Source organism: Microcystis sp. LEGE 08355 (genome assembly GCF_015207185.1).
In the GTDB taxonomy this organism is placed as follows: Bacteria; Cyanobacteriota; Cyanobacteriia; order Cyanobacteriales; family Microcystaceae; genus Microcystis; species Microcystis panniformis.
Window position 1 is genome coordinate 1 of record NZ_JADEXI010000008.1, and the last position, 25,345, is coordinate 25,345.

The 25,345-nt window shown below is 40.3% G+C and carries 16 protein-coding genes and 1 pseudogene; 11 read left to right on the plus strand and 6 right to left on the minus strand.

What is annotated here, in order from left to right; translation table 11 throughout:
* Window positions 1-403 (minus strand): DUF1345 domain-containing protein (locus IQ242_RS00795; RefSeq protein ID WP_193958688.1); only part of this gene is annotated, 403 nt, incomplete at its 3' end.
* 626 nt (window positions 404-1,029) lie between these two features.
* Between IQ242_RS00795 and IQ242_RS00800 the strand changes: the two genes are divergently transcribed.
* The 11 genes from IQ242_RS00800 to IQ242_RS00850 all read left to right on the plus strand — a co-directional run bounded on the left by IQ242_RS00800 (window position 1,030) and on the right by IQ242_RS00850 (window position 21,063).
* Window positions 1,030-1,854 (plus strand): MinD/ParA family protein, encoded by an 825-nt coding sequence (locus IQ242_RS00800; protein ID WP_190717881.1) that lies wholly within the window; start codon window positions 1,030-1,032, stop codon window positions 1,852-1,854.
* 72 nt (window positions 1,855-1,926) lie between these two features.
* The gene (locus tag IQ242_RS00805) at window positions 1,927-3,090 is read left to right on the plus strand and encodes a hypothetical protein (protein WP_193958689.1); all 1,164 of its coding nucleotides are present in this window, start codon (window positions 1,927-1,929) and stop codon (window positions 3,088-3,090) included.
* Window positions 3,091-3,155: 65 nt separating this feature from the next.
* Entirely contained in the window at window positions 3,156-4,265 is a 1,110-nt protein-coding gene (locus IQ242_RS00810) for a cyclic nucleotide-binding domain-containing protein (protein ID WP_193958690.1), read from the plus strand.
* Between the two features lie 55 nt (window positions 4,266-4,320).
* Entirely contained in the window at window positions 4,321-5,931 is a 1,611-nt protein-coding gene (locus IQ242_RS00815; protein WP_193958691.1) for an NHLP bacteriocin system secretion protein, read from the plus strand.
* Between the two features lie 221 nt (window positions 5,932-6,152).
* Complete coding sequence (locus tag IQ242_RS00820) at window positions 6,153-8,390, plus strand: NHLP family bacteriocin export ABC transporter peptidase/permease/ATPase subunit (protein ID WP_193958692.1); 2,238 nt, start codon at window positions 6,153-6,155, stop codon at window positions 8,388-8,390.
* On the plus strand, window positions 8,377-11,328 hold the full coding sequence (locus tag IQ242_RS00825) for an NHLP bacteriocin export ABC transporter permease/ATPase subunit (protein ID WP_193958693.1): 2,952 nt from the start codon (window positions 8,377-8,379) through the stop codon (window positions 11,326-11,328). The genes IQ242_RS00820 and IQ242_RS00825 overlap by 14 nt, the downstream gene beginning before the upstream one ends.
* 226 nt (window positions 11,329-11,554) lie before the next feature.
* A complete protein-coding gene (locus tag IQ242_RS00830) occupies window positions 11,555-11,860 on the plus strand; it encodes a Nif11-like leader peptide family RiPP precursor (protein ID WP_061432523.1) in 306 nt (101 codons plus the stop codon).
* Between the two features lie 164 nt (window positions 11,861-12,024).
* Window positions 12,025-12,321, plus strand: a complete 297-nt coding sequence (locus IQ242_RS00835; RefSeq protein ID WP_193958694.1) for a Nif11-like leader peptide family RiPP precursor — start codon at window positions 12,025-12,027, stop codon at window positions 12,319-12,321.
* Between the two features lie 578 nt (window positions 12,322-12,899).
* Complete coding sequence (locus tag IQ242_RS00840; protein WP_193958695.1) at window positions 12,900-13,727, plus strand: GNAT family N-acetyltransferase; 828 nt, start codon at window positions 12,900-12,902, stop codon at window positions 13,725-13,727.
* Between the two features lie 40 nt (window positions 13,728-13,767).
* Entirely contained in the window at window positions 13,768-17,115 is a 3,348-nt protein-coding gene (locus IQ242_RS00845; RefSeq protein ID WP_193958696.1) for a type 2 lanthipeptide synthetase LanM family protein, read from the plus strand.
* 369 nt (window positions 17,116-17,484) lie between these two features.
* Window positions 17,485-21,063, plus strand: a complete 3,579-nt coding sequence (locus IQ242_RS00850) for an NB-ARC domain-containing protein (RefSeq protein ID WP_193958697.1) — start codon at window positions 17,485-17,487, stop codon at window positions 21,061-21,063.
* 24 nt (window positions 21,064-21,087) lie between these two features.
* Here IQ242_RS00850 and IQ242_RS00855 read toward each other — a convergent pair whose 3' ends face one another.
* The 5 genes and pseudogenes from IQ242_RS00855 to IQ242_RS25665 all read right to left on the minus strand — a co-directional run.
* Window positions 21,088-21,999: a UPF0489 family protein gene (locus tag IQ242_RS00855; protein ID WP_190719808.1), complete on the minus strand. Its 912-nt coding sequence runs from the start codon at window positions 21,997-21,999 to the stop codon at window positions 21,088-21,090.
* Between the two features lie 90 nt (window positions 22,000-22,089).
* Complete coding sequence (locus IQ242_RS00860) at window positions 22,090-23,730, minus strand: TolC family protein (RefSeq protein WP_193958698.1); 1,641 nt, start codon at window positions 23,728-23,730, stop codon at window positions 22,090-22,092.
* 636 nt (window positions 23,731-24,366) lie between these two features.
* Window positions 24,367-24,771: a DUF1345 domain-containing protein gene (locus IQ242_RS00865; RefSeq protein ID WP_370582929.1), complete on the minus strand. Its 405-nt coding sequence runs from the start codon at window positions 24,769-24,771 to the stop codon at window positions 24,367-24,369.
* A 59-nt stretch (window positions 24,772-24,830) separates the two neighbouring features.
* Window positions 24,831-25,094 carry a transposase gene (locus IQ242_RS25660; RefSeq protein ID WP_228020743.1) on the minus strand — a complete coding sequence of 88 codons (264 nt, stop codon included), beginning with the start codon at window positions 25,092-25,094 and terminating at the stop codon, window positions 24,831-24,833.
* A pseudogene (locus IQ242_RS25665) lies at window positions 25,070-25,345 on the minus strand (IS4 family transposase); the annotation flags it as partial. The pseudogene IQ242_RS25665 and the gene IQ242_RS25660, both read right to left, overlap by 25 nt.

Sequence of the window (25,345 nt, forward strand, 5' to 3'; positions counted from 1 at the left end):
CAAAAAAAGTATGTACCAGAGTCCAAGACAAAAAGATTGCTAATAGGGACAGTCCCATGTGCAAATTCGCCAACAAAGGAGTCCATTTCTTGGAGTTGTTGAGTAATAAAGCAAGAGCAATTAACCCCATACCAGAAAATAGCAGCACAGCAAATAAAGTGCTAATACCCTTGGGTTCTTGCTGTTGAGACAAGCGAAAGGTATATTCCGCAGTCGCTTTGGACATTTGCACTGCTAAAACACTCAAATAACTTAGTATCGCTAGATCGTAAGCCAAGAGAAACCGCAATTCCTGGTAAAATTCTCCCGTGATTAAATAAACGAAAATTGCCACTGTCAGCGTGAAGAGAAACCGGTTGATGGGAGAAGTCAGCCGAAAAATCATTTTTTGCTTGGCGGTCATTTTTAAGAGCCTTGATTTTCACAGATCTAGTTTAGTTGAAACGGCATGGGTTTCTCAGGATAGCCTAGCAGTCAATTCTCCGGTGAGGGCAGTAAACTGGCCCCTCTCTTCCCTTCGGGTAAAAATTCTCGATCGAATTGGCAATTTATACCTGGACTTCCCCGTTGACAAAAAGCCATAACCTGTGCTGTAGAAGGGATTAAGAGAATTTCCAGCGCCTCGTTACTGGGTACAAATCAGGGAAACTCCCAATAAATCTAACGCTTTTTGTTGCAGTTGGGTCGGTCGAGTTATCTTAGAAAAACGCGGTTCTTCGGTTTTTGTTATGCAATGGACGGGGTTATAAGGAATGAAACCCTTATAGAGAGAGACATTGCCGCAATTTTTGTCAATTGTTTGCGATTTGGAGCGAACTAATCAATTAAATCTCTTGCCAGATAAGGATTTAGTCGATTTATGCCCCCAGATCGAACCATACCAAGTCCCGAAAAGCCAAAAATGTTAAGAATTGTGTGAGATTACCCTAGTATTAGCCCCCGTTCGCTTGCCTCGCTATCCTTAATTATTGTATGATTATAACGTCTGGGCTATCAATTTTTCGAGATACCCTTCTCACGCTGAGTATTATGTCTAAAATCATTTCCATTCACTCGTATCGAGGTGGTACGGGTAAGTCCAACGCTACAGCTAATCTCGCGGCCATTCTTGCCTGTCAGGGTAAACGGGTTGCCATTGTCGATACAGATCTCCCCTCTCCTGGTATTCATATTCTCTTTGAACTACAAGATAAGCATATTAAATACACCTTGAATGACTTTCTTTGGCAGAAATGTAAAATCAATGAATCAGCTTACGATGTTACCTCAGTACTAGGAGAACAAAAAACTGAAAAGAATCTAATTTATCTGGTTCCTGCGAGTGTCCAAGTGAGCGATATTTCTCGAATTTTACGGCAGGGATTTAATACAGAGTTGTTATTGGAAGGTATAGAAGAATTAATTCAATTACTCCAGCTTGACTATTTGTTTTTGGATACCCATCCTGGACTCAATAGAGAAACTTTGCTATCTTTAACTATTTCCAATATTGTTTTACTGTTTCTTACCCCTGATGAGCAAGATCTCCGAGGTACTGCTGTCACCCTAGATGTAGCCAGTCGTCTTAAAGTTCCGAAGTTATTTCTAGTTGTCAACAAAATTGTAGACAGATATAATTTTGGCGAACTTCGTCAACAAATTGAATCTACTCATAAAATACCTATTGTCGGGATGATGCCGGATGCTTCTGATATGCTCCAACTGGCAAGCAAAGGTCTTTTTGTTCTGAAATACCCAAACCACCCAATTTCTCTAGTGTTAAAACAGATAGCAGAACAAATAGATCAACAAGATTCTGACTATGCTCCGAATGATAGCTGCGATCTTAAACCTTTTATAATGGAGTGTGTTTAGCGTGGAATAAGTAACCTGGTGCTAAAATAAGGGAGAATTTTTATGAGTAAAAGGCGATCGCCACAACTATCTATGAATTCTTTAGAATTCTCTAGCAGGGTGTTAGCTGACTCTGGTGCTAGTGTCGAGGAAATTCAAGAACTGCTGGCTTACAATCAAAATAAATTTAGTCATGTTTATCATCGGAAAACTTTGCCCAAAGAATCTGAGCCTCACCTAGAGGTTTGGCGACAATACATGACTGAATCTCACCAGATTGGCGTGTATGCAGTCCTTAAAGCTCATTTAGTTCAGTTTCAGTTTCCCATTAAGCAAGGCATCAGTCAAACGCCAGATTATCGCCAAGCTACCCGGCAAGGTAAGTTAGAAGAAGGGATGTCGTTAAAAACGGGCTTAACTTTCAACCAACCGGAGCGATTATCCCTGATCCTTTATGAAACCCTAGCGGGGTCGATTCCTGTCATTATTGCGGATGATCGCAATGACTTTATAACTTTAGTTCAAGCACTGACAAAAGGCAATGAACCCTATCTCGTACCGGAGTCAATGGGAGCTTGTATGGTGGGAAACTATAATAACTGGGAGAGAATACGCCAGTATAAAGCACAATGGATAGATCGCAATCCCCACCGTTGTGATGAGACTGATTGGCAGTTGGAATTCCAACACCTTATTCTCAAAAAAGAATTGTATCAAGATCGATTCATTATCTTAAGTACAGGCAACTATAGCAATGTAAGTGCTCAGCAATTAGGACTCACAGAGAGTCAGTGGCTAGAACTATCCTTGAAAATTCGCTTAGAACATGAATGTACCCACTATATTACGCGGCGGTGGTTCGATTCAATGCAGAATAATCTATATGATGAATTAATTGCAGATTATCGGGGTATCGTGGCGGCTCTAGGATATTACAATGTCGATTGGTTTTTGCACTTTGTCGGATTAGAATCCTTTCCTGCATATCGTTCAGGCGGTAGACTAGAAAACTATAAAGGGAATCCAGCTTTATCCCCAGGAGCGTTTAAAATTTTACAGAAATTACTTAAAACAGCCGCAGAAAATCTAGCCCGATTTGAGCAGCAATACATAAAACAGCCAAGGAATTCAGTACAAGAAACCGCACTGTTGTACGCTTTGACCAGCCTTCGACTTGAGGAATTAGCTTCAACTCAGGCTATGGGACTCCTGAATAGAGCTATGGAGGAAATCCGAGAGGTAGGAGTAGGGATTTAATCGCTAGTTGTCGACAAAATAAAGATATGCTAAACTAAAATGAATGTTAATGGTTGAGTTACCCTATGAAAAACGTACTACTCCAACAACTAAATAATAGTGATTTTCAATGGCTAAAAACCCATGGAAATCGTCAGCAAATTCCAGCGCAAACTGTATTGGTTGAGCAACATCATCCAGTCAATAACTTTTATATCATTCTTCAAGGGGTTCTTGTGGCTACAATGACTAAAAACCCAAACCGCATGGATCGGGTTTTTGCAGCCTTAGAAGAAGAGCAAGAATTAATGCAAGAAATTACTCGTTTTGAGACGGGAGAAATGTTTGGAGAAATATCTTTTTCTGAAACTAGCCCCTCAATTACTACCGTCAAATCCCTAGATAACGTCTTGGTTTTGGTCGTACCTGCTAAGCAATTACGAGACAAACTAGAGCAAGATCTAGGTTTTGCTGCACGGTTTTATCGCGCTAGTGCTATATTGCTTCTAGACCGTTTTAATTACCTAGTTCAACTTTTTTTGACTGATAAAATTGGACAAATTCCTCCCTTACAAGATGTCCCTCTGATTTTTGGAGAACTTAGTGATAGTGATGTTGACTGGATGATATCTTCAGGTCAATTAGAAGAATTGAAAGCCGGTGAAATTATAATTTCGGCTGGACGACCTGTAGAAAACCTTTATTTTATCACCCAAGGAACGATTTCTGTATTGGTTTCTGAAGAAAGAAAAAACCCTTTGAGTAATATTTTTGCAGCCCTTGAGAATGATCAAGAAACCCAAGAATTGCTGCAGCGAGAAATTGCACAGATGGCCAAAGGTAATCTCGTAGGAGAGTTGGCCATTCTTGACACACATCTTTCTTTTTTGACCTATGTAGCTTTAGAAAATTGCACCGTTTTAAAAATACCTCGACAAAAATTTCTGCTCAAACTAGAACAAGATGTAGGAATGGCTGCTCGCTTCTATCGAGTTGTTCTTATGCTTTTATCTCAGAGGTTACAGAACCTGAGTAGTCGCCTAGGCTATGGCAGAACTGAGTATAAAGTCGGGCAAAGCCTCTCAGAGGATAGAGTATATGAAGATGAGATCGATGTAGCCAGCATGGATAATCTCACCCTAGGGGGGGCGAGACTTGATTGGATGCTAAAACGATTAAAGTTGAAGGCAAATTAAACTTAGACATTAATTAGTATTTCATTTCCTCACAATTTATATTTAGGACAAGATTATGCCAGAGCCGAAAGACGGTTTATTTCGTCAGGAATCTCTAGAAAAACTCTCATCTCCAGAGCGACTTGACGAACTCATGGAAGTAGTTAATCCTAGGGCTTGGTTGTCTTTGACAACGATAGGAGCCTTGATAGTGGCTACATTAATCTGGAGCATTTTAGGAAAAATTCCCCTTAACATTAGTGGCACAGGTGTATTAATTCAACCACGACGAGTAGTTCAGCTACAGTCTTCAACTCAAGGTCAAGTTTTAGAAATATATATTAAACCCAATTCCATCCTTAAGAAAAATCAAATAATTGCAACAGTTGACCAATCTGCTCTCAAGAAACAACTTCAGCAACAACAAGAAAAATTGGCTCAACTGCAAGGACAAAATCGGCAGACAACGGAGTTACAAAAAGAGCGAATTGCTCTAGAAAAACAAAATCTAATTGCACAGAGAATGAATTTAGAGCGGAGCTTACAACGAGAAAAAATTTCCTTGGATTTACGCCAAAAAAATCTTGATTCTCTAGTTAATCTGCGAAAAAACTACCAAAACATTTTAGATGAATTTCCCCAAATAGCCCAAGACGTTGAAGAAAAAACCTTCCAAGCTATTCAAGCCAAAGAAAATAGTTTAAGAAGTCAAATTCAACAATATGAAGAATTGCTACCCAAGCTCAAACAAAGAAGTGTGAATATAAAAAATCTTTTAGATAAAAATTTAATTACTGAAGATGTATATCTAACAGCAGAAAGAGATTATTATAGCTCTCTCACTCAAAAATCAGAAATAGAAACCCAATTGAAACAAATTAGATTAGATCGGGCGAATACCCAAGAGAAAAAACTACAAAATCGTGATCGCGTTAGGGATCTAGAAAATCAAATCAAAGATACGGATGTAAAAATACTTAATGTGGAACGTGAGTATCGACAAAGTCTTAATATGATCGATGATTTCAAAATAAAAATCCAGGGAATTCAAGTTGAAGAAGCCAAACTTAATCAACAGGAAAAAGAATCATTAATCGATAAAACCAACAATATTGCTGAAGTGAAGCGAGGTATTGCTGAACTGCAAAAATCCATCTTAGATAAAAGTGAAATTTTGAGTCCCTACGAAGGAAAAGTATTAGAAGTAAATATTGTTAGCGGTCAGGTGATAAATGCAGGCAGCAGGATTGCTTCCCTTGCCACTAAAAAACCAGATAGCCCTTTAGTCGCTATTGCCTATTTTCCCGATAAAGATGGCAAACAAATTCAGAAGGGTATGCAAGTTCAAATAACACCCAGTATGATTAAACGGGAACGTTATGGGGGAATTTTGGGAAAAGTGACTGAAGTTTCCCCTTTTTCCGTAACAACTGAGGATATCGCTACTATAGTCGGCAATCCTGAATTAGCTCAGAGCTTGAGCGGGCAGCAACCCCGCATTCAAGTGATTGCTGAGCTTGAAAGGGATTCAAACAACATTAACAATGGCTACAAGTGGTCTTCATCAAAAGGTCCTGTTCTTGAACTATCGGGTGGGACAACCGCACAAATCCAGATTCAAGTGGGAGAAAGAAGACCGATCAGCTATGTTATTCCGATTCTCCGTTCTTTGACAGGTCTTAATTAGGGCTGGCTGAATAAATCTAAAAACCTTGTTGGGTAAGACTTTTAGACCTTTTGTCAATCAAAAAGTGCCAATCATTGGAGTGATCGGGGCAAACATTTAGGCACTTTTTCCCTGAAAATTAGGTAATTGGCCACCTCAAAACTGGTAAAACCCCACACCCCACACCCCACACCCTGCCCCCACGAAAAACTTTTTGCCGCAAACCCTAATTAAATAAAAAGATGCTCAGCCAGTTAAAGACTCAATTGTTACGATTCCACAAGCAGCGGCGTACCCGTACTCCCACCCTGTTACAAATGGAGGCTGTTGAATGTGGAGCAGCGGCCTTGGGGATTATTCTAGGTTATTATGGCAAAATCGTCCCTTTAACCGAACTGCGTCGAGAATGCGGTGTGTCTCGAGATGGCACTAAAGCCTCTAATGTCCTCAAAGCAGCCCGACTGTATGGACTAGAAGCCAAAGGGTTTAGAAAATCTCTCGACTCGGTTAAAGAATTGCAACCTCCCTATATTGTCTTTTGGCAGTTTGATCACTTTCTGGTCGTTGAAGGAATACAAGGAGATAAAGTCTATCTTAACGATCCGGCTGTCGGTCCGAGAACTATCTCAGCCCAGGAATTTGATTCGGGTTATACAGGTGTGGTCTTGGTGATGCAGCCGGGGACACAATTTAAGAAGGGAGGCAAAAAAAAGAATATTCTCGAAACTTTAACATCTCGCTTACAAACCTCTCAGCAAGCTCTTTTGTTTTGCCTATTAGCGGGATTGTTGCTAACAATCCCACGTCTAGCCATACCTGCTTTTACTCAAGTTTTTACGGACGATTTGCTCATAGAAAACCGCTATGAATGGCTTCGTCCTCTAATTTTGGGAATGTTAATCACTACCGTATTACAAGGACTTTTAGCTCGTTTACGTCTCCTCTACTTACGACGATTGTTGATCAAGCTCTCTGTCTCAATGTCAGGACAGTTTCTTTGGCATACACTGCGTTTACCCATCGGATTTTATGCCCAACGCTATGCTGGGGAAATTAGTAGTCGAGCTCAACTCAACGACCATATAGCAACCATCCTCTCAGGAAAACTAGCCACAACCGTTATTGATACCTTTATGGTTGTCTTTTATGCTTTGTTAATGGCTTTCTATGATTGGGTACTGACAGTAATTACTATTATTTTTGCCGCCTTAAATTTCTTAGCATTACAGACTTTATCTCGCAATCGCATTGATACCAACATCAGAGTTTCTCAAGAAATTGGCAAAGTTTTCGGCGTTGCTATTGGGGGAATTCAATCGATCGAAACCGTCAAAGCAAGTGGGTTAGAATCAGATTTATTTACAAAATTTGCTGGCTATTACACTAAAAGCCTTAACTCTCAACAGCAGTTAGCGTTGGCTACCCAGATTCTCAATGCTTTACCTGCACTATTGACAGCCCTTGCTACCAGCTTAATCCTCTTGATTGGAGGCTGGCGGGTGATGGCGGGTAGCCTCAGTATTGGTATGTTAGTCGCTTATCAATCTCTGACTAATGAATTTCTCAAGCCGATTAATGATTTAGTCAATTTTGGTAGCACTTTACAAGACTTAGAATCCGACCTAATGCGTCTGGATGATGTGTTAGAAAACCCCATCGATCCCATAGCAAAATCTGCCCAATCAGAAGATGCGGCTGCCTCAGTTACAGTTAATAGAATCTCTTTTCGTTTATCTGGAAAATTAGAGTTGCAAAATCTAACTTTCGGCTACAGTCGCTTTGATCCCCCACTCATTGAAAACTTGAGTATTACTTTACAACCCGGACAAAGAATCGCCCTAGTGGGGGGCAGTGGATCAGGGAAATCAACGGTGGCTAAATTGATCACAGGACTCTATCCAATTTGGTCAGGGGAAATCCTTTTAGATGGTATCGAGCGAAGCCAAATTCCTCGATCTATCCTCGCTAATTCTTTAGCTATGGTAGAACAGGAGATATTTTTATTCGCAGGAACGATCAAGGAAAATCTAACCCTTTGGGATTCAACGGTTCCCGATGCTGATTTATTTAAAGCTTGTCAAGATGCAGCTATTCATGAACTGATTCTTAACCTTCCAGGCGGCTATAACAGCCAATTAAGTGAGGGAGGAATGAACTTGAGTGGCGGACAACGCCAAAGATTAGAAATCGCTAGGGCATTGGTGAGAAATCCGGCTTTGCTGGTCTTAGATGAGGCGACAAGTGCTTTAGACGCAGAAACTGAGTTGATCATCGATCGCAATCTGCGGCGTAGAGGTTGTTCTTGTATTCTTGTCGCTCATCGACTCAGTACTATTCGAGACTGTGACGAAATTATTGTTTTAGATAAGGGGAAAGTGGTACAACGGGGAAATCATGAACAATTGCGCTCTCAAGAGGGAATCTATACTCGTTTAATTAGTACAGAAAGGACAAAGGATAACGTCAATGAGCAAGTCTAATTTAGAGCAAGAGCCAAAATTTACTCAACTCCATAGCAATGAATCTCTCCTGTTAGATTGGCCGGACACAGTCTGGGTGGTGCGTTCAGGAGCGCTACTCCTATTTGCACTGCAACTGGAAGCATCTCAGCTTACCAAGACTCGCTCCTATATGTTTACCATTCAAGCCGGGGAAGCTCTTTTTGGTTCAGAATTAGTCAGAGGCATTTCCCCAGAACAACAATGGGGAATTTTAGCGATCGCTCTCGAAGAAGCGATCTTGGAAAAACTGACGTTGAGAGATTTAGCTGAGCAAATCAGTCATGGCGATTCAGCCGCCCGAATGCTTTTACAAGGCTGGCTGAACCATATTAGTCAATGGCTCGCTCAAAAACCTAGCCCTTTTTCCTTACCAGCCGAGAGAATTTATATTCAAGATACACATTTTTTATCCTTGCTGTCCGGCCAGGGATTGATGCTTCTTGCCAAAAGAGAAGAGGAAAAAAATATTCTTTGGATAAAAGTAAATCAGGGTAGTATGTGTTGGATGGGCTGTGAAGCCTTGAAACTAGAAGCAGGTTCACCCATGATTCCTTTGGCTTCAGATCTATGTTTAGCCGCAGAAACAACAACTGAAGTTTATACCTGTCTGACGGAAGACTTAGAAAACCTAGAAGATTTACCAAAAAGTTTGGCTCAGGTACACCGCTATTGCCTCTACTACTTTAGCCTGGTCAAAGAACTGGAAACAGAAAATGAATTTAGCCGCTTTCAGCAAAGAGAACAACTTAACCGTAGGGCCCTGCAAAGCTCTATGGGAGAGTTGATGTCCGTTTTGCAACCCCAAAAAGCTGACCTTTGGCCACTTAGCTCCCCCCTACTGATAGCCGCCGGAGCAGTCGGACGAAGTTTAGGAATTAAGGTTTTACCCCCGGCTCGTTCAGAAGACATCCATCGAGTCAAAGATCCCCTAGAGGCAATCTCTCGAGCCTCCCAATTCTCCACTCGCCGAGTGCATCTAGTTCATAATTGGTGGAAGGGAAACTATGGAGCGCTATTAGCTTACCTAAGTAGCAATCAAAGTCCAGTTGCTTTATTGCCCGACGAAAAGCATCACTATGTCTTGTTTATTCCCGAATCCCATCAACGCATTCCGGTGACGGCGACAGTGGCCGCTAACCTAGCTCCCGATGCCTATATGTTTTATCGGCCTTTGCCGATATTACTGAAAAATGTCTGGGAAATTTTCTATTTTGGCATTAAAGGTCATCAGCAAGATCTACTCTGGCTCATCTTACTTGGATTAGTAGGTAGCCTACTGGGAATGGTTACGCCACAAGCAACGGCAATTTTAATTAATAATGCTATTCCTGATAGCGATCGCCTTCTCTTGGGACAACTGGGTTTAGCTTTAATTGCGGCAGCCTTTGGTAAATCTATCTTTGGTTTAGCCCAAGGAATTATAACCATACGGATAGAAAATGTAGCCGATAGTAATTTACAGCCTGCGGTGTGGGAGCGACTCCTCAAACTTAGCCCCAGCTTTTTTCGCAAATATGCCTCCGGTGACTTATTAAATCGTCTGATGGGAATCAGTCAAATTCGCCGAGAATTGAGTGGAGCAACGCAACGCACGTTGTTGAGTGCTGTATTTTCTCTAATTAACCTCGCCTTGATGTTTGTTTATAGTGTTCCCTTAACTTTTATTGCCATCGGTTTATCTATTCTCGTTGCCCTAATCACCTTCGTATCGAGTAAACAGATTATTCAAAAACAACGATTACAAGAAAACATTGATGGTCAAATTACTGGGTTAACAGTAGAACTGATTAATGGGGTGGCTAAACTCCGCGTTGCTGCCGCCGAACAAAGAGCTTTTGCTGCTTGGGCAAAACAATATAGTCAAAGAATCAAATTGCAAGCCAGCATCAAGCGCCTTGATGACAGTGTAACGGTTTTTAATGAAGCCCTTTCCTTAATCAGTTCAGTATGGATATTCTGGTTTGCAATTCTCTTTATTCAAATGGGTGAAGCTCAGGGGGCAGCCGCTACGGCTAAACTGACGGTAGGAGGATTTCTCGCCTTTAATTCGGCCTTTGGCACTTTTTTAGGGGGGACAACAGATTTGAGCAATACCTTAACTGATATTTTGGGGATTGTTCCTTTATGGGAGAGAATTCAGCCAATTTTAACATCTGCCCCTGAGTCAGATCCTACTAAAGCAGATCCGGGTCGTTTAACAGGACAGATAACTTTAAGTCATGTCACCTTTCGCTATCGAGAAGATGGGCCATTGATTCTAGAAGATGTGAGCATTTCCATTGAACCTGGGGAATTTGTGGCGATCGTTGGACCGAGTGGCAGTGGAAAATCTACTATTTTTCGTTTATTGTTAGGCTTTGAAACGGCTCTCAGCGGCACGATTTATTATGATGGACAGGATTTAGCAGGCTTGAACATTCAAGCAGTTCGACGGCAATTGGGCGTTGTTCTCCAGAATGTTCGTATTTCTGCCGGATCGCTATTTGACAATATTACAGCAGGGGCTTTGGTTAGCTTGGAAGAAGCTTGGGAAGCTGCACAAATGGCGGGTTTTTCAGAAGATATCAAACAAATGCCCATGGGAATGCATACTGTAATTAGCGAGGGGGGAACTAACCTTTCCGGTGGGCAAAAACAAAGGCTTTTGATTGCGCGGGCCTTGGTAATGAAACCCAAAATTATTTTGATGGATGAAGCTACCAGCGCTTTAGATAATCAAACCCAATTGATCATTACAGAAAGCTTAGATAGGTTGAAAGCTACTCGCGTCGTCATTGCCCATCGTCTGAGTACCATTCACAATGCTGATAGAATTTATGTAGTTGAAGGTGGGCGCATAGTTCAAATCGGGACATTTGACCAATTGGTTAGTCAAGAAGGATTATTTGCCAGATTGGTAGCCAGACAGTTGGATTGAACGAAAGCACTCTACCTCCTCATCCTCACGGCGTGATTTATCTAAAAATGTCGAGGTGAAGACCCTCGCTACTCACTTTACATGACTTTCTCTGAGTTCTTTGATTGTTAGAGTCCTGAATTTATCTGAACTTTTCCCGATTGGCAAGCCTTTTGACCGAGGTTACTATTGTCAGTGTGAATCAAGAAAAGATTGAATCACCCACAGACTTAAGGAGAACACAGTCATGAGTCAACCAGATGTCGAAAGATTTTATGAAATTGCTCGCAATAGCGAAGAGCTTCAAGCTATGTTAGGCGCAGCCGAAGATCGCGACAGCTTTGTCGAAACCGCCGTCAGACTAGGACAAGAAAATGGCTGCAACTTCACTCTTGACGAAGCTAATGAGTTTCTTAACACCAAGAAGGGAGATGCGGAACTGAGCGAACAAGAGTTAGAAGCTGTAGCTGGTGGTCGCCGCCGTTGTAACTTAAATACACGACTCACTGTTTGTATCATTGTTAGCCGCAACTGCTGGGTTGCTACTTGTTAGAATCCGGTTTCTGGAAACCTCGAAAAATACCTTGCTGAAAAAGATCAACACTTTTGGTGCTTTCTTGGCAATAGGTACAGTTAATCGAGGTTTCCTTTATTAGGGTAATACCAAATCCGCTTTTCAAAGTAGCGTTTCTGTAGGGGAGCAAGGAGAACACAGTCATGAGTCAACCAGATGTCGAAAGATTTTATGAAATTGCGCGCAATAGCGAAGAGCTTCAAGCTATGTTAGGCGCGGCTGAAGATCGCGACAGCTTTGTCGAAACCGCCGTCAGACTAGGACAAGAGAATGGCTGCAACTTCACTCTTGACGAAGCGAATGAGTTTCTTAACACCAAGAAGGGAGATGCGGAACTGAGCGAACAAGAGTTAGAAGCTGTAGCTGGCGGTCGCCGCGGTCGCCTTCGCCTATGTAACAACACGATAACCATTTGTAGAATCACGTATACAAGGGAATGAGCCACGTCCAGCATAAATGAGATGCTCCCGTCTGTATCATTGTTAGCAATCTTACAGATGCTACTTGTTAGAATCAGCTTTCTGGAAACCTCGAAAAATACCTTGCTGAAAAAGATCAACACTTTTGGTGCTTTCTTGGCAATAGGTACATTTAATCCCACATTCCGCACCCTAGTCGTTGAAATCAAAAGTTGCTCTAGCCCTTGTATAGTAAGACTTTTAGCGATTACTAAGAATTATGAAGTGTCACACTCTATTCAGCGATCGCCAGCTTAATGAGAGTTTATCTCAATAATTTGGTATCAGAGCTATCAGATTTTTAGGGCTAATTGTGCATCTGCTGATCCAACAAATTAGCCTGTAATTCAGAGCCGGCAATCGTTTTGACGATTTAGATAAAATTTTCAATGTGACACTTTAGGGTGCGGAATGTGGGTTTAATCGAGGTTTCCCTTATTGGTCTAATACCAAATCCGCTTTTAATTTTTATCAGATCGAAGATTAACATTGTATGCAACAGAATGGTTAATTATTCATTAACTGAATTGAAGGGGTTGGCTTGGCTTCAATATTTGGAAATGACCTTTCCCTCTTATCAACCTGCTTTACAAAGTGTGCAGTTTGATGACTCTATTATTGCCATTGGCGCAAGTGTTGAGCAAAAACCAGTTGGCTTAGGTCTGGCTAGGCTGTACCCTGAAGAAGAAGCAGCTATCATCCTCTCCATCTTTGTTGAATCCCCCTATCGTTGTCAGGGGATTGGCACAGCCTTACTCGCGCATTTAGAGCAGGTGTTTAAGCAACGAGGTTGTCGGTATGTTGAATTAGTTTATACAAGCGACCAAACGACAACTCCGGCTTTAGAACATATACTGAGAAAAGAAGGTTGGACACCGCCAGAGTTACGGGTGTTAATTTGTAAGGCGATCAAAGAGGAGATGATTCAAGCATCCTGGCTACACAAATATAGTTTACCTGCTGGTTTTACAATCTTTCCTTGGTCTGATTTAACGGAAGCAGAACGAAGTAGCATTTTAGAAAAACAAAATACTCAGGCGTGGTATCCAGAAGTTCTTTCACCTTTTTTAGAGGAAGACAAAATCGAGCCACTCAACAGTTTAGGACTTCGTTATCAAAAAGAAGTCATCGGCTGGATGATAACCCATCGTCTTGCACCAGATACAATCCGCTACAGTAGCTTTTTTGTCAAGAAAGAGCTACAAAAGGTCGGGCGTGGCATTCCTTTGTTAGCCGAGTCGATTAAAATCCAGTGTAGTAGCCACATCCCCTACGGAATGTGGACAGTAGCCAAGGATAATCCAGCCATGTTGAGTTTTGTTAAACGGCGAATGGCAAGCTATATGATGTCAATTAAAGAGTCTAGAGGTGTTTCTAAAGTGTTATAGTAAGTTATCTGATGAAAATTAAAAGAAGGAGGCTTTTTTTGTGAGCGCCACCCCATCTGATTTAAAACCCGAATTAGCTAAGATCGTCAGTCAAGCTACGTTTATTTCTGAACGTCTCAGTCATCAAACAACATCGACTATCTCAAGCCCATTTAATGAAGAGATAGCAAATACTCGTTTCAATCATTGGTGTAAAGTCAGTGCCTCTGGAGATTGGGATAAATTTTACAAACGTCTGGAGTGGAATGGTTGGTCGTGCGATACAGTTTTGCGAGTACTTGGCACAGAATTAGAACCTGAAACTCATTCCTTACCCAGTTGGGCTTTAACCCTAGCTGAGATTATAGAAACAGTTGCACAATTAAACCAAGAAAATCTCAAATCGTTTCCTAGAGATCCTAATGATCCTAAACCCTTTGAAGATGTTTTTTTACCTTTGGTTCTGGTTGGAAGACAAAAACTTCTTGCTCGCTTAGGAGTAGAATCATTATCTGACGAAAATTTGCCTTTAAAACGATTGGAGGAATCTGCTTATCTAAGTCTAGAAGATGGTCTTTACCAAAGACTTTTTTATCTTTTAGTAAAAACTTTAGATTTTGAGTTTTCTCATTCTCGTCCCCTCGGGAAAAACTTGCTCAATTTAATAATTCCGAACAATAAAACTACATCAGGTAACAAAAAATATCTAGCTTTTGTTGATAAATTATTATCAGATGGATTCTTGGGGTTTTTTCAAAAATATCCCGTATTAGGTAGGTTTATTGCAACCACTATTGATTTTTGGGTTGAGTCAACGGCAGAATTTCTAGAAAGACTGGAAAATGATTTATTAGAAATTAAGGGAGAATTTTCCCAGATAAATGATTCGATTGATTCTAAAATATCAGAAAATCAGCTAGGAAAAATTAAAGAAATTAAGCCGGACTTGTCTGATCTTCATCATCAAGGACGTTCTGTGATCGTGCTAACTTTTGCCTCGGGGCTAAAGTTAGTTTATAAACCGAAAAAAATAGGGGTTGACATAGCTTTTAACCAACTTTTATCTTGGTTAAATCAACAATTAGAAAACTTAGAAAGTTCTGCACAATCTCCCCTGAAAATTCTTCGGATTTTAGATAAACAAACCTATGGATGGAGCGAATACATTGAACAAAAACCTTGTCAAGATACCGCCGATGCTAAACGTTTTTATTTACAGGCGGGAAGATTGTTATGCTTGTTATATTTTCTAGGAGCAAATGATTTTCACCACGAGAATTTAATTGCCTACGGCGATCAACTGGTGATGATTGATCTAGAAACAATCATGCACCATGAAGCTAAATGGATGGAAGATTCGGAAGATGAAACAGCCGGAGAAGCAGCGATGAATCAATTGTCTGATTCAGTCTTACGCACGGCATTGTTACCGACTTGGGAGTTTAATATCGACACTTCTGTCGCTTATGATGTTAGTGGATTGGGTAGTATTGATATTCAACCTATGCCGGTACCATTTCCTGTCTGGAAATCGATCAACACCGACGATATGTATTTAGCACAGGAGAAAATAGATAGACCTCTGCAAGCTAATGTTCCTATGCTTAATTCACAGCCACTTTACCCGAATGATTATCTAAAAGAATTGATTACAGGCTTCGAACAAGTATACCGTTTCTTGATTGAACAGAAGGAAAACCTATTAGCAGCAAATGGACCTTTATCGCCATTCCAGACACAGGTAGTCAGATTTCTGTTCCGTTCCACCAAAGTTTATGGCGCTGTTCTCAATAAGACGCGAGGGGCAGAATTTCTCAAACATGGACTAGAGTGGAGTATTGAAGCAGATATCTTGAGCCGGGCTTTTCTCAATAACCAAAATAAACCTCAAGCTTGGCCTATTCTAGAGATGGAACTTCAAGCCATCTCCTTAGGAGATGTTCCCTATTTTAGTGCTGCTACGGTAAGCGATGACCTCAACTTAGGTGGTGAACAGACTATACCGGAGTATTTTAAAGGATCATGTTTTAATCAAGTTGAACAACGATTAAAACGGATGAATGAAACTGACTTAGCTCAACAATCTAGAATTATTCAGTTGGCCTTTCAGTCAAAAATTACTGGAAGTTTCTCCTCAGAAAGAAGCAAAATTGAGTCTAAAAATCAGGAAGAAATTACTAAGACTCTGTTGACTGGCGACCAGTTTGTTACCAAAGCAATAGAGATTGCTCAAGAAATCGAAGACCAGGGAATTATTGGTTCTGATGGTAGTCTTTCTTGGATTAGTTTAGCTTTTGTTCCGAAAGCAGAGAGATTTCAGCTACAACCTTTGGGAGAAAGTTTCTATGATGGCAATTGCGGTGTTGCTGTCTTTTTTGCCGCCTTAGCTCGTGTGACAGGTGATAGTAAATTTGAGAATTTAAGCCTTAAGTCTCTTCAATCTTTAGAAAGCTTCTTACAAAATGCGGATGCTGAGGCAATCAAAATTTTTGCCGATAACTTTGGCATCGGCGGCGGCGTAGGACTGGGGGCGATTATTTATTGTCTCGTCAAAATCCGACAATTTCTCGATTTACCCCATCTCTCTCAAGAAGCACAAAAAGTTGCTCAATTTATGAGCCAAGAGATTATTGATAAAGATACTAATTTCGATATAGTTAAGGGTGCTGCTGGGACAGTTTTATCCCTTTTAGCTCTTTATCAGGATACGGGGACAAATTTTGTTTTGGATAAGGCTCAAGCCTGTGGTCAACATCTGCTGAAATTTTGTGATTTGCGCTATAACGAGAAATCAGATACCTATAAACCATTGACTGGCTTCTCTCATGGGGCCGCCGGAATTGCCTATGCACTTTTACGACTCTATGAGGTGACTCAAGACCAGGCTTATTCAAGGGGCGCACAACAGGCGATCGCCTATGAAAATAGCAAATTTTTCCAAGAATTTGGTAATTGGCGCCAAATCATCCCCACTGAGGAGCCTTCTGCTGCACCAGTGTTTTGGTCAACTTGGTGCTACGGAGCGCCTGGTATTGGTTTAGGACGTTTAGGCGGTTTATCTAGCTATAAAACTGACGAAATTCTGGCTAATATTGAAGCGGCTCTCAAGACAACCCAAGAGACTCCCTTGCAGCAAGTGGATCATTTGTGCTGTGGCAATTTAGGTCGCTGTGAAGTTATGTGGGTCGCTGCACATAAACTTTCTCATCCGCAATGGTACAGTGCGGCTCAAGAATTAGCAAGTCGAGTCGTCAATCGAGCTTCTCAAACAGGCAAATATGAACTATTTGCTGATTTGCCGACATCCGTGTTTAATCCCTGTTTCTTTCAGGGTTTGTCTGGTATTGGCTACCAATTTCTGCGTCTGGCTCATCCTGAGTCTTTACCTTCTGTATTACTTTGGGAGTGAGCAGTCTATCTTAATAGGGGGGAATTAAATTCATCATGCCGACTAACTTTAATTCTAATGAAGCGATCACCTAACCTTCTGTATTACTTTGGGAGTGAGCAGTCTATCTTAATAGGGGGGAATTAAATTCATCATGCCGACTAACTTTAATTCTAATGAAGCGATCACCTATAGTGTTGCCTTAGTCATCATTGGCTTGGTAATATTAATCGGCTTATGGTTGCCAGATTTTTTGCATAAAGATTGAGCGCGTAATATATGTGGTGCAAGAGGCTAAGTATTTATACTTATTGTATGGTCAAGATTTTTTCAGTATCATTTAACTAGGACACTAGAAAAACTGGCTTCTTTTCTAAGGGGCAATAGCTTATGAATCTTGAAGAAGCCTTGGGTTTGGCTGAGAACTTAATTTTTCAGCGATCTGGCCAACATTTGAGCGATCTTGAACGGTTAATTTTTCAGGCATCGTGGACTGAAAATCGGCTTTCCTATGAAGAAATTGCTAAGACTTACAAATATTCGCCCAATTACCTCAAACAAGATGTGGGCCCTAAACTATGGAATCGTCTGTCTGAAGCCTGTGGAGAAAAAGTCAAAAAAAACAATTTTCGATCTGTTTTAGAAAGACATAAGGCTAAATTCCTTGATATTACCCCAATTAAAGACTCGGACAAGCCAATTTTACCGACTTATCCCCTATCGCAGCCAAAATTAGGGCAAGATTGGGGTGAAGCCCCAGAAATCTCGGTATTTTATGATCGTCAAGAAGAAATTGCTACCCTTAAACAATGGATTATTGGGGAACGAGTTCGTTTAGTTGCACTGTTCGGAATAGCCGGAATTGGGAAAACCTATCTCTCAATTCAGTTAGCCAAGGAAATTCAGGGCGATTTTGATTGGGTTATTTGGCGTTCCTTGAGTCAAGTTATGTCAATGAGAAAACTTCTACTTGATATTTTGTCAATTATCGATCAAGATCAAGAAAACAAAGTTTTAGTAAGTGTTGATGACCAAATTTCCCTATTAATTGAGCATTTCAGACAACAACGCTGTCTGGTCATTTTAGATAATTGTGAATCAATTATGTCCAGTGGAGTTCAGGTAGGATCTTATCAAGATGGTTTTCAAGAATATGAAAATTTCTTCAAACGAATAGGGGAGAGTTCCCACCAAAGCACTTTAGTAATTACCAGTAGAGAAAAACAAAAAGAAGTTTCTTTAATGCAAGGGGAAACTTTGCCAGTTCGCTCTTTAGAGTTAAACGGATTAAGTGTCCCAGCTAGTCTTAAGTTAATTCAGCTAAAAGGCTGCGACAGTCAATCTCAATCTGACTCCCTCATGTTGATTGAAAAATATGGTGGAAATCCTCTCATTCTTAAATTAGTTTGTGGAATTATCAAAGATTTATTTAATTGTAATGTTAGTAGTTTCTTGCAAGAAGAAACTTTTTTTGTTGATGAAATATCAAATTTATTTGAGGAACAGTTTATTAGATTATCTGATTTAGAGCAAAATATTCTTTACCGTATAGCTTTAAATCAAGAGTCTTTACTGATCGATGCTTTAAAAGCAGAAATTTTTCCCAGTATTTCTCACCAAAATTTACTCATAACATTAAAATCCTTAACTCAGAGATGTCTAATTGAAAAATATCAAAATAAGTTCTCCTTACATCCGTCCATTAGAGAGTATTTAATTTATCGATTGATCAATCAGATCACTAGGGAGATAGAAACGGCAGAAATTAATCTTCTTAATCGCTATGCTCTTCTCAATATTCAAGGAAAAGAAAATATCAGAAAATTCCAGATCAGATTAACAATAAAACCTCTCGTTGAAAACCTGTTATGTATTTATCAGACTGAAGAAAAACTTACTGAGCGATTCAAAGAAATCCTCCGCACTTGGCAAGAACATAATCCTCAAAAACTTGGATATTTAGCTGGTAATATTATTAATATTTTTGGTTATCTTAATATCGATCTAACCGGTTATGACTTCTCCCATCTTACCCTGTGGTCTAGTTATCTTCAAGATACCCATTTACATCAAGTTAATTTGGCGTATTCCGATTTGAGTAAATGCGTATTTGCCAAACAAATAACCAGTATTTTATCAATTGCCTTAAGTCCTGATGGACAAATTCTTGCCACAGGAGATGTCAACGGGGAGATTCATTTCTGGCAAGTGGCAGATAATCAACTTTTATTGAGTTGTAAAGGGCATACAGAATGGGTTCACGCAGTTGCCTTCAGTCCAGATGGCAAAATGCTCAGCAGTGCTAGTAGCGATCAGACGGTGAAATTATGGTCTGTTGAGGATGGCAGTTGTTTATACACCTTTTTAGAAAATAATCATCGCGTCTATACGGTTGCTTTCAGCCCCGACGGAAAAATCTTAGCTAGTGGTAGCAATGACTATAGTATTAGTCTCCGAAGTGTGGCTACCGGAGAATGTTTACAAACTCTGAACGGACATGAAAACACTGTTTGGTCAATCGCTTTTAGTAAAAACGGTAAAATGATTGTTAGCGGTAGCGAAGACCGTACTGTGAAGTTGTGGGATAGAGAAACGGGTCGGTGTTTGCAAACATTTAGCGGACATCGCCAATGGGTTCGCTCTGTCGCGTTTAGTCCAGATGGTCAGCGTTTAGCCAGTGGTAGTGGCGACCGCACCGTCAAAATTTGGGAGATTAACCAAGGCCAGTGTATCTTTACACTTGAAGGTCATACGGAGCGAATACGTTCAGTGGCTTTTAATCCTCAAGGAAACCTGTTGGCCAGTGGGGGAGGAGATCACACCATTAGAATCTGGGATTTAGAAGAAGGGAAATGTCTCAAAACCTTCCATGGTCATAATAATCGCCTAACTTCAGTGCTATTTAGTTCAGACGGTACTATTTTAGTAAGTGGGGGCGAAGATCGAGCCATCAGGTTTTGGGAGGTTAACACAGGCCAATGTTGGAAAACTTGGCAAGGATATGGTAGTTGGATTCAATCAGTAGCCTTTAGTCCTGATGGCAAGACACTTGCTAGTAGTGAAACACGAACTGTTAGACTATGGAAAATTGAGACGGGCCGATGGTCGAAGCTAGAAGGACATAAAGGGTGGGTCAGTTCGATCGCTTACAGTCCAGATGGAACTTTGTTAGCCACCGGGAGCAGTGATTATAGTGTTAGATTATGGGACACTAAAACTGGCCAGTGTCTAAAAACTTTATTGGGACATACTCGCTGGATTCGGACGATTACATTTAGCCCAGATGGTTTGACCCTAGCTAGTTGTAGTGGTGATGCAACGATTAAACTTTGGGATATTACTACAGGTCATTGTCGAAAAACGTTACGGGGTCACACGGGCTGTTTATGGTCGATCCAGTTCAGTCCTGATGGACTTACTCTCGTTAGTGGTGGTGAAGACAAAACAGTAAAATTGTGGGGGGTTGAAACCGGGGAATGTTTGACTACTTTTACGGGACACGGTAGCTGGGTTTTGGCGGTGGCTTTTAGCCCAGAGGGGAATCTGATCGGCAGTGGTTCTTGTGATTCTAAGATTAAACTATGGAATGTCCAAAGCGGCAAATGTTTAGCAACCCTTCAAGGTCACGATAGTTGGATTCAGACCATTGCGTTTAATCCTCAAGGCGACATTTTAGCAAGTGGTAGTTGCGATCGTACCATTAAGCTTTGGGATATGCCTTCAGGTCGAGACCTTGCCACCTTAACAGGCCATGAAAAGTGGGTTTTATCGGTTGCTTTTAGCCCTGATGGACAATTGCTTGCTAGTGGGGGACAAGATGAAACGATTAAGCTTTGGGATCTGAAAACGGGTCGATGTTGTAAGACGATCAGAACTGAACGCCCCTATGAAGGGATGAGTATTGCTATGGTTCAGGGATTGACCGAAGCTCAAAAAAATACCCTAAAATTTTTAGGAGCGAGCGATTGACAGTGTTTATGAGTGGCAAAGTTGCTAAGTTTTAATCGATAAAATATCTTGGATAGATTTTACTTCTACTGGATAGATATCCTGTAGTTTTTTGATCAAATTAGATTCAATAAATTGCCATTGATCGCCTGGGGTATATCCACTAAATCTCGAACGACAAATATCAATTAATTTAGGCTGGATTTTATTCTCAATGAGAAAGGTGCTAAACTTCTCGATTCTTTCAAGAATTTCTGCTTGTGAAACTTTTAATGCTCGGTCTTTTTCGAGAACAGATTCCATAATAGGCCGCTGCATATAAAAGTAAGATTTACCATTTTTCTCTTTCATCTTAGCGGTTCCACCTAGCTTAATCCGAGTCGGATCATAGGGGTTATTTAAGAAAGATTCATAGGTTTCTTTACTCACTTCTATTTCCCAAACTTCTCCCGCTTGGTTATCGCAAGAAAAATAGTCTAGATCGATATCCACAACTACAGTTTTTTCTTGATTGACAAGGGAATCTGTCGTCGTGATTAATTTATTTTTTAAAGGTTTTCTATCGAGATTAAAGAGTCCCGCCTTGTTGACATCTTCGGTTACAAATAAAATTTTTCCTTCCGCATTTAACGAAAAAACGTGATTCATGACCTCGGTTTGTTCAGTATTATGGGTTTGTCTTAACCAGTAAAGTTCATTAAAAATACCCTGATAAATACTGGGAATAATAAAATCTGCAATTCCCAATTCTGTATAAGTAAAGTTATAAATATTTTCTAAGTCACCATTGAGTGAGTTAAGAGAGTGGGATAGATTAGGAGTACCAAAGTCCGAATGTTCATCAACATGAAGTAAAAGGTTTTTGTTGGGCGGAATCCATCCGTTTAAGACAGCATAGTTCCAAATAAAAAATGCTTCGTGGTGTTCTTCCATGATTAACAAGGGAATAGCTGACATAGATTTCTCCTGTAATTAGATAATTATTCAGTTGACAGATTAGCTAAAATAACGGTCTGTGTCAAGACAGAAAAGTTCAGGTTTCTTCAGCTAATTTTTCCCACGTCTGAAGCCAGCGGCTCGTTGTAGTTGAGCAAATGAACGATTATAAGTAATAATAGCATTGATTAAATTGTTCTGAGCCCGAACTAAACGATTTCGTGCATCGAGTACTTCCGTTTGGGTATTAACCCCAAGATCAAAACGGATTTCGGCTGCTTGAAGTGCCTCTTCCGCTCGCTTGATACTTTGAGTAGCCGTCTCAATATTCCTTAATTGGGGTTGTAGCTGATAATAGGCCCTTTCTACTTCTAGGCGAATGTTATTCGCTGTTTCCGAATACTGCTGCTCGGCGATTGCCATCCCTGTGGCGGCTTGTTTCGCTCTAGAGGTTGCGGCTCCCCCGTCAAAAAAAAGCCAGTTAAAGTTTAAACCGAAAGCATAACCATCCTCAGTTCCCTTTGGGGTAAAGGGATTGGGATCTTCAGTGGCAAGGGATAATACATTATATTCAGCAAAAAGACTGAGGCTTGGTCTGATAGCAGCTAAGGCTAACTGTTGCTCGGCACCACTGCGTTGACGTTGGGCTAATCTTTGCTCTAGCTCCACGCGGTTTTTAAAAGCTAAGAGGATAGTTTCATCTAAAGGCAACTGCCATACTCCAGTTTGACTGACGGGATCAGCCGATGTCGGGGTTATCGAAGCAGGCAAATTCAAGATAGTTGCTAAATTTCGACTGGTTGTTTTTTGGATTGCTTGATTATTACGCAGTTCCTGAATGGCATTATCTAAATCGACTTGAGCATTGAGTAAATCCAACTTAGTAGCTAAACCAACATTGAGCATTAATTCGATGCTTTCAAGTCTTTTGCTTCGGTCATTGACATCGTTCTGGAAAATCAACACCTGAGCATCGGCCTGTTGTAAATCGTAATAAGCAAGAGCTACATCTAGGATTAATTGATCTTCTATCCTCGTCACTTCCAATTCATTAATCCTTAGGGTTTCTTTGGCCGAGTTAATGTTAGCCTGTCTGCCAGGAGAATAGATTTTATAAGATAATGAGAGTTTTCCATCTACTGTTGTCGTGACAAAATTACTAATTTGGGAAATACTTTGTCGTGTCGATGCAATCTGATTCTGCTGTGACTGCAATGAAGTTTGAGCTTGTTGCAAATCCCTCGTTAAAAATTCTAGCTCAATGCTTTTTTGGATTTGGGTCTGTCCAGCTAATTGAGTTACGGCTGATTGCGGGACAAAAAAAGGACTTAGAGCTTCTATTTGTTGCGCTAAATCGGGAGCTATATCGGTGGGGGGAGAGGGTACAATAATGTTGTTAATTTGGTCTAATTCCTCTTGCTTGGCATTAACCCGCCCTTGCAGAAAATTAACAAGTGCTTGGCTATTTTGTAGCTGTGTTTCAAAACCATTGAGGGTGGCGATTTGCTGTTTTTCGTTTGCCTGAGCGGCAAGTTCACCACTAGCCGATAAAACCCGCGTTGCTGTTGTAGAAAATGATAAATTAGGATACAGAGCAGCCATAGCTTCTGCTAACCCGGCACGACTTGATTCTAATTGGAGGATGGCTATTTTTAATTGCTGATTGTTGCGCTTTGCTAGTTCGATTGCTTGTTCTAAAGTAATGGCTATTAAATGTTCTTGACTTTGCTTTATGTCTTGTTCAGTTGGCAAAAGCAAGGGGCTAGGGTTGGAATTTAGCTCGGAGGGAAAACTCTGATTTTGTTTCTCCATTGTAATTTCTACAATATCATTACTAATTTTTTTCGACTTTCTCTCAAGATAATTTTGTTTTTGCTGCAATAGTTTTGGTTCAAAGTTAGTTTTTCTGCTGCTATTTTTAAGTGAATATACATCTGCAAATTGCTTTGAAAAACTTGTTTGTACAGGATTTGCTTTCGCCAATTCTACCTCTGTCAAACTCAAGATCAATATTGAAGAGTTGACTAAAATTTCTCTAGCATCGTTTTTAGTTAATTGTTTTGGTTTTTCAACAGATATTATATCATGCGCCAATTCAAAAATGAAACGCATCAGCCTTAAGAGTTGATAGTGAACTACTCTAAAAGTCCTTGAGAGCTTCCTAAGCTAAACGGCTTTTACTTCGGATCACCGATATAGACTCCAAAAGAGTTATAGCTATTGGATCATGCAGGTTAAGCGCCGTTTAGCTTATTTCACGGGGGATTGCCTCAAGACGGACTTACGCCCAGCTTTTGGTCTTATACCAAATTTCTACTACTACCGAATCATTACCTGCCGAATCAAGAGATGGAAACAGAGGAAAAACCAGATAATTCTCAGACGCAATTAAATGAGATTAGAAATTATGTTTACCACTAAACCGATAACTACTGCTACTAAGATAAAAGAGAGGATGGAATGAAAGAGTGTCATGCGCCGCATCGCAACACTTTCAATGGATACATCTGATGTTTGGTAACACATAGCGATAGTAAAAGAGTAATACATAAAATCCCAATAATCCACCAGTTCTTGATTGGGAAAGTCTAAACCTTTGCGGTAAGCGGATGAATCTTCTGCGGATAGTTCATCGTAGTAGAGTCTGGCATAATACAGAGCAAAAAAAGTATGTACCAGAGTCCAAGACAAAAAGATTGCTAATAGGGACAGTCCCATGTGCAAATTCGCCAACAAAGGAGTCCATTTCTTGGAGTTGTTGAGTAATAAAGCAAGAGCAATTAACCCAGAAATGTTGAATCTCGTAACAAAACTTTACATTTAAGAACATGACAACCCCAGAACGCCATTTTTCAGATTGAATAGACAATTTTCCTAAACCAGTGTACATAGCTGATATGTTGACACATAAAACTCGGTAAATAGCGCAATTTATCTAATAAGCTTTTGCCAAATACTTCTTCAATATCTATTAGCTGCAAAATTAAATAAGCGATGATACAGCTATAAATTTGTATCCGAATTCCTCTCTCGTTTTTTGTGATTAAACGGTCAAGCTTTAGGTGCATTTTTAAGAACTTCCAAAGAAGTTCTATTTGCCATCTTTGTCGATACATTTCGGCAATTTCTCCCCCCGTACCCCCCCTTCTCCTTCTAAGGGTAAGTCCGTCGCTATCCGAAATTCACTTTTACTTTCTAGATCACAAAACTCAACGATTCTTACCTCTACTTCTCTTTTTTCTGCTCCTAGCTTGCTCTGGCCATTTTCCAGCATTTCTAGCTTCATATCATTTTTTACCCTTAAAACAAAGTGCTTGTCTTTTTTCTCTAATAATTTTCTGATTCTTTCATTAGAAGAAAAGCCTCT

Bases quoted from the DNA above. Each gene is read 5' to 3' on its own strand.
- IQ242_RS00800 (WP_190717881.1), top strand. From the start codon at position 1,030: ATGTCTAAAATCATTTCCATTCACTCGTATCGAGGTGGTACGGGTAAG.
- IQ242_RS00805 (WP_193958689.1), top strand. From the start codon at position 1,927: ATGAATTCTTTAGAATTCTCTAGCAGGGTGTTAGCTGACTCTGGTGCT.
- IQ242_RS00810 (WP_193958690.1), top strand. From the start codon at position 3,156: ATGAAAAACGTACTACTCCAACAACTAAATAATAGTGATTTTCAATGG.
- IQ242_RS00815 (WP_193958691.1), top strand. From the start codon at position 4,321: ATGCCAGAGCCGAAAGACGGTTTATTTCGTCAGGAATCTCTAGAAAAA.
- IQ242_RS00820 (WP_193958692.1), top strand. From the start codon at position 6,153: ATGCTCAGCCAGTTAAAGACTCAATTGTTACGATTCCACAAGCAGCGG.
- IQ242_RS00825 (WP_193958693.1), top strand. From the start codon at position 8,377: ATGAGCAAGTCTAATTTAGAGCAAGAGCCAAAATTTACTCAACTCCAT.
- IQ242_RS00830 (WP_061432523.1), top strand. From the start codon at position 11,555: ATGAGTCAACCAGATGTCGAAAGATTTTATGAAATTGCTCGCAATAGC.
- IQ242_RS00835 (WP_193958694.1), top strand. From the start codon at position 12,025: ATGAGTCAACCAGATGTCGAAAGATTTTATGAAATTGCGCGCAATAGC.
- IQ242_RS00840 (WP_193958695.1), top strand. From the start codon at position 12,900: ATGACCTTTCCCTCTTATCAACCTGCTTTACAAAGTGTGCAGTTTGAT.
- IQ242_RS00850 (WP_193958697.1), top strand. From the start codon at position 17,485: ATGAATCTTGAAGAAGCCTTGGGTTTGGCTGAGAACTTAATTTTTCAG.
- IQ242_RS00855 (WP_190719808.1), bottom strand. From the start codon at position 21,999: ATGTCAGCTATTCCCTTGTTAATCATGGAAGAACACCACGAAGCATTT.
- IQ242_RS25660 (WP_228020743.1), bottom strand. From the start codon at position 25,094: ATGTATCGACAAAGATGGCAAATAGAACTTCTTTGGAAGTTCTTAAAA.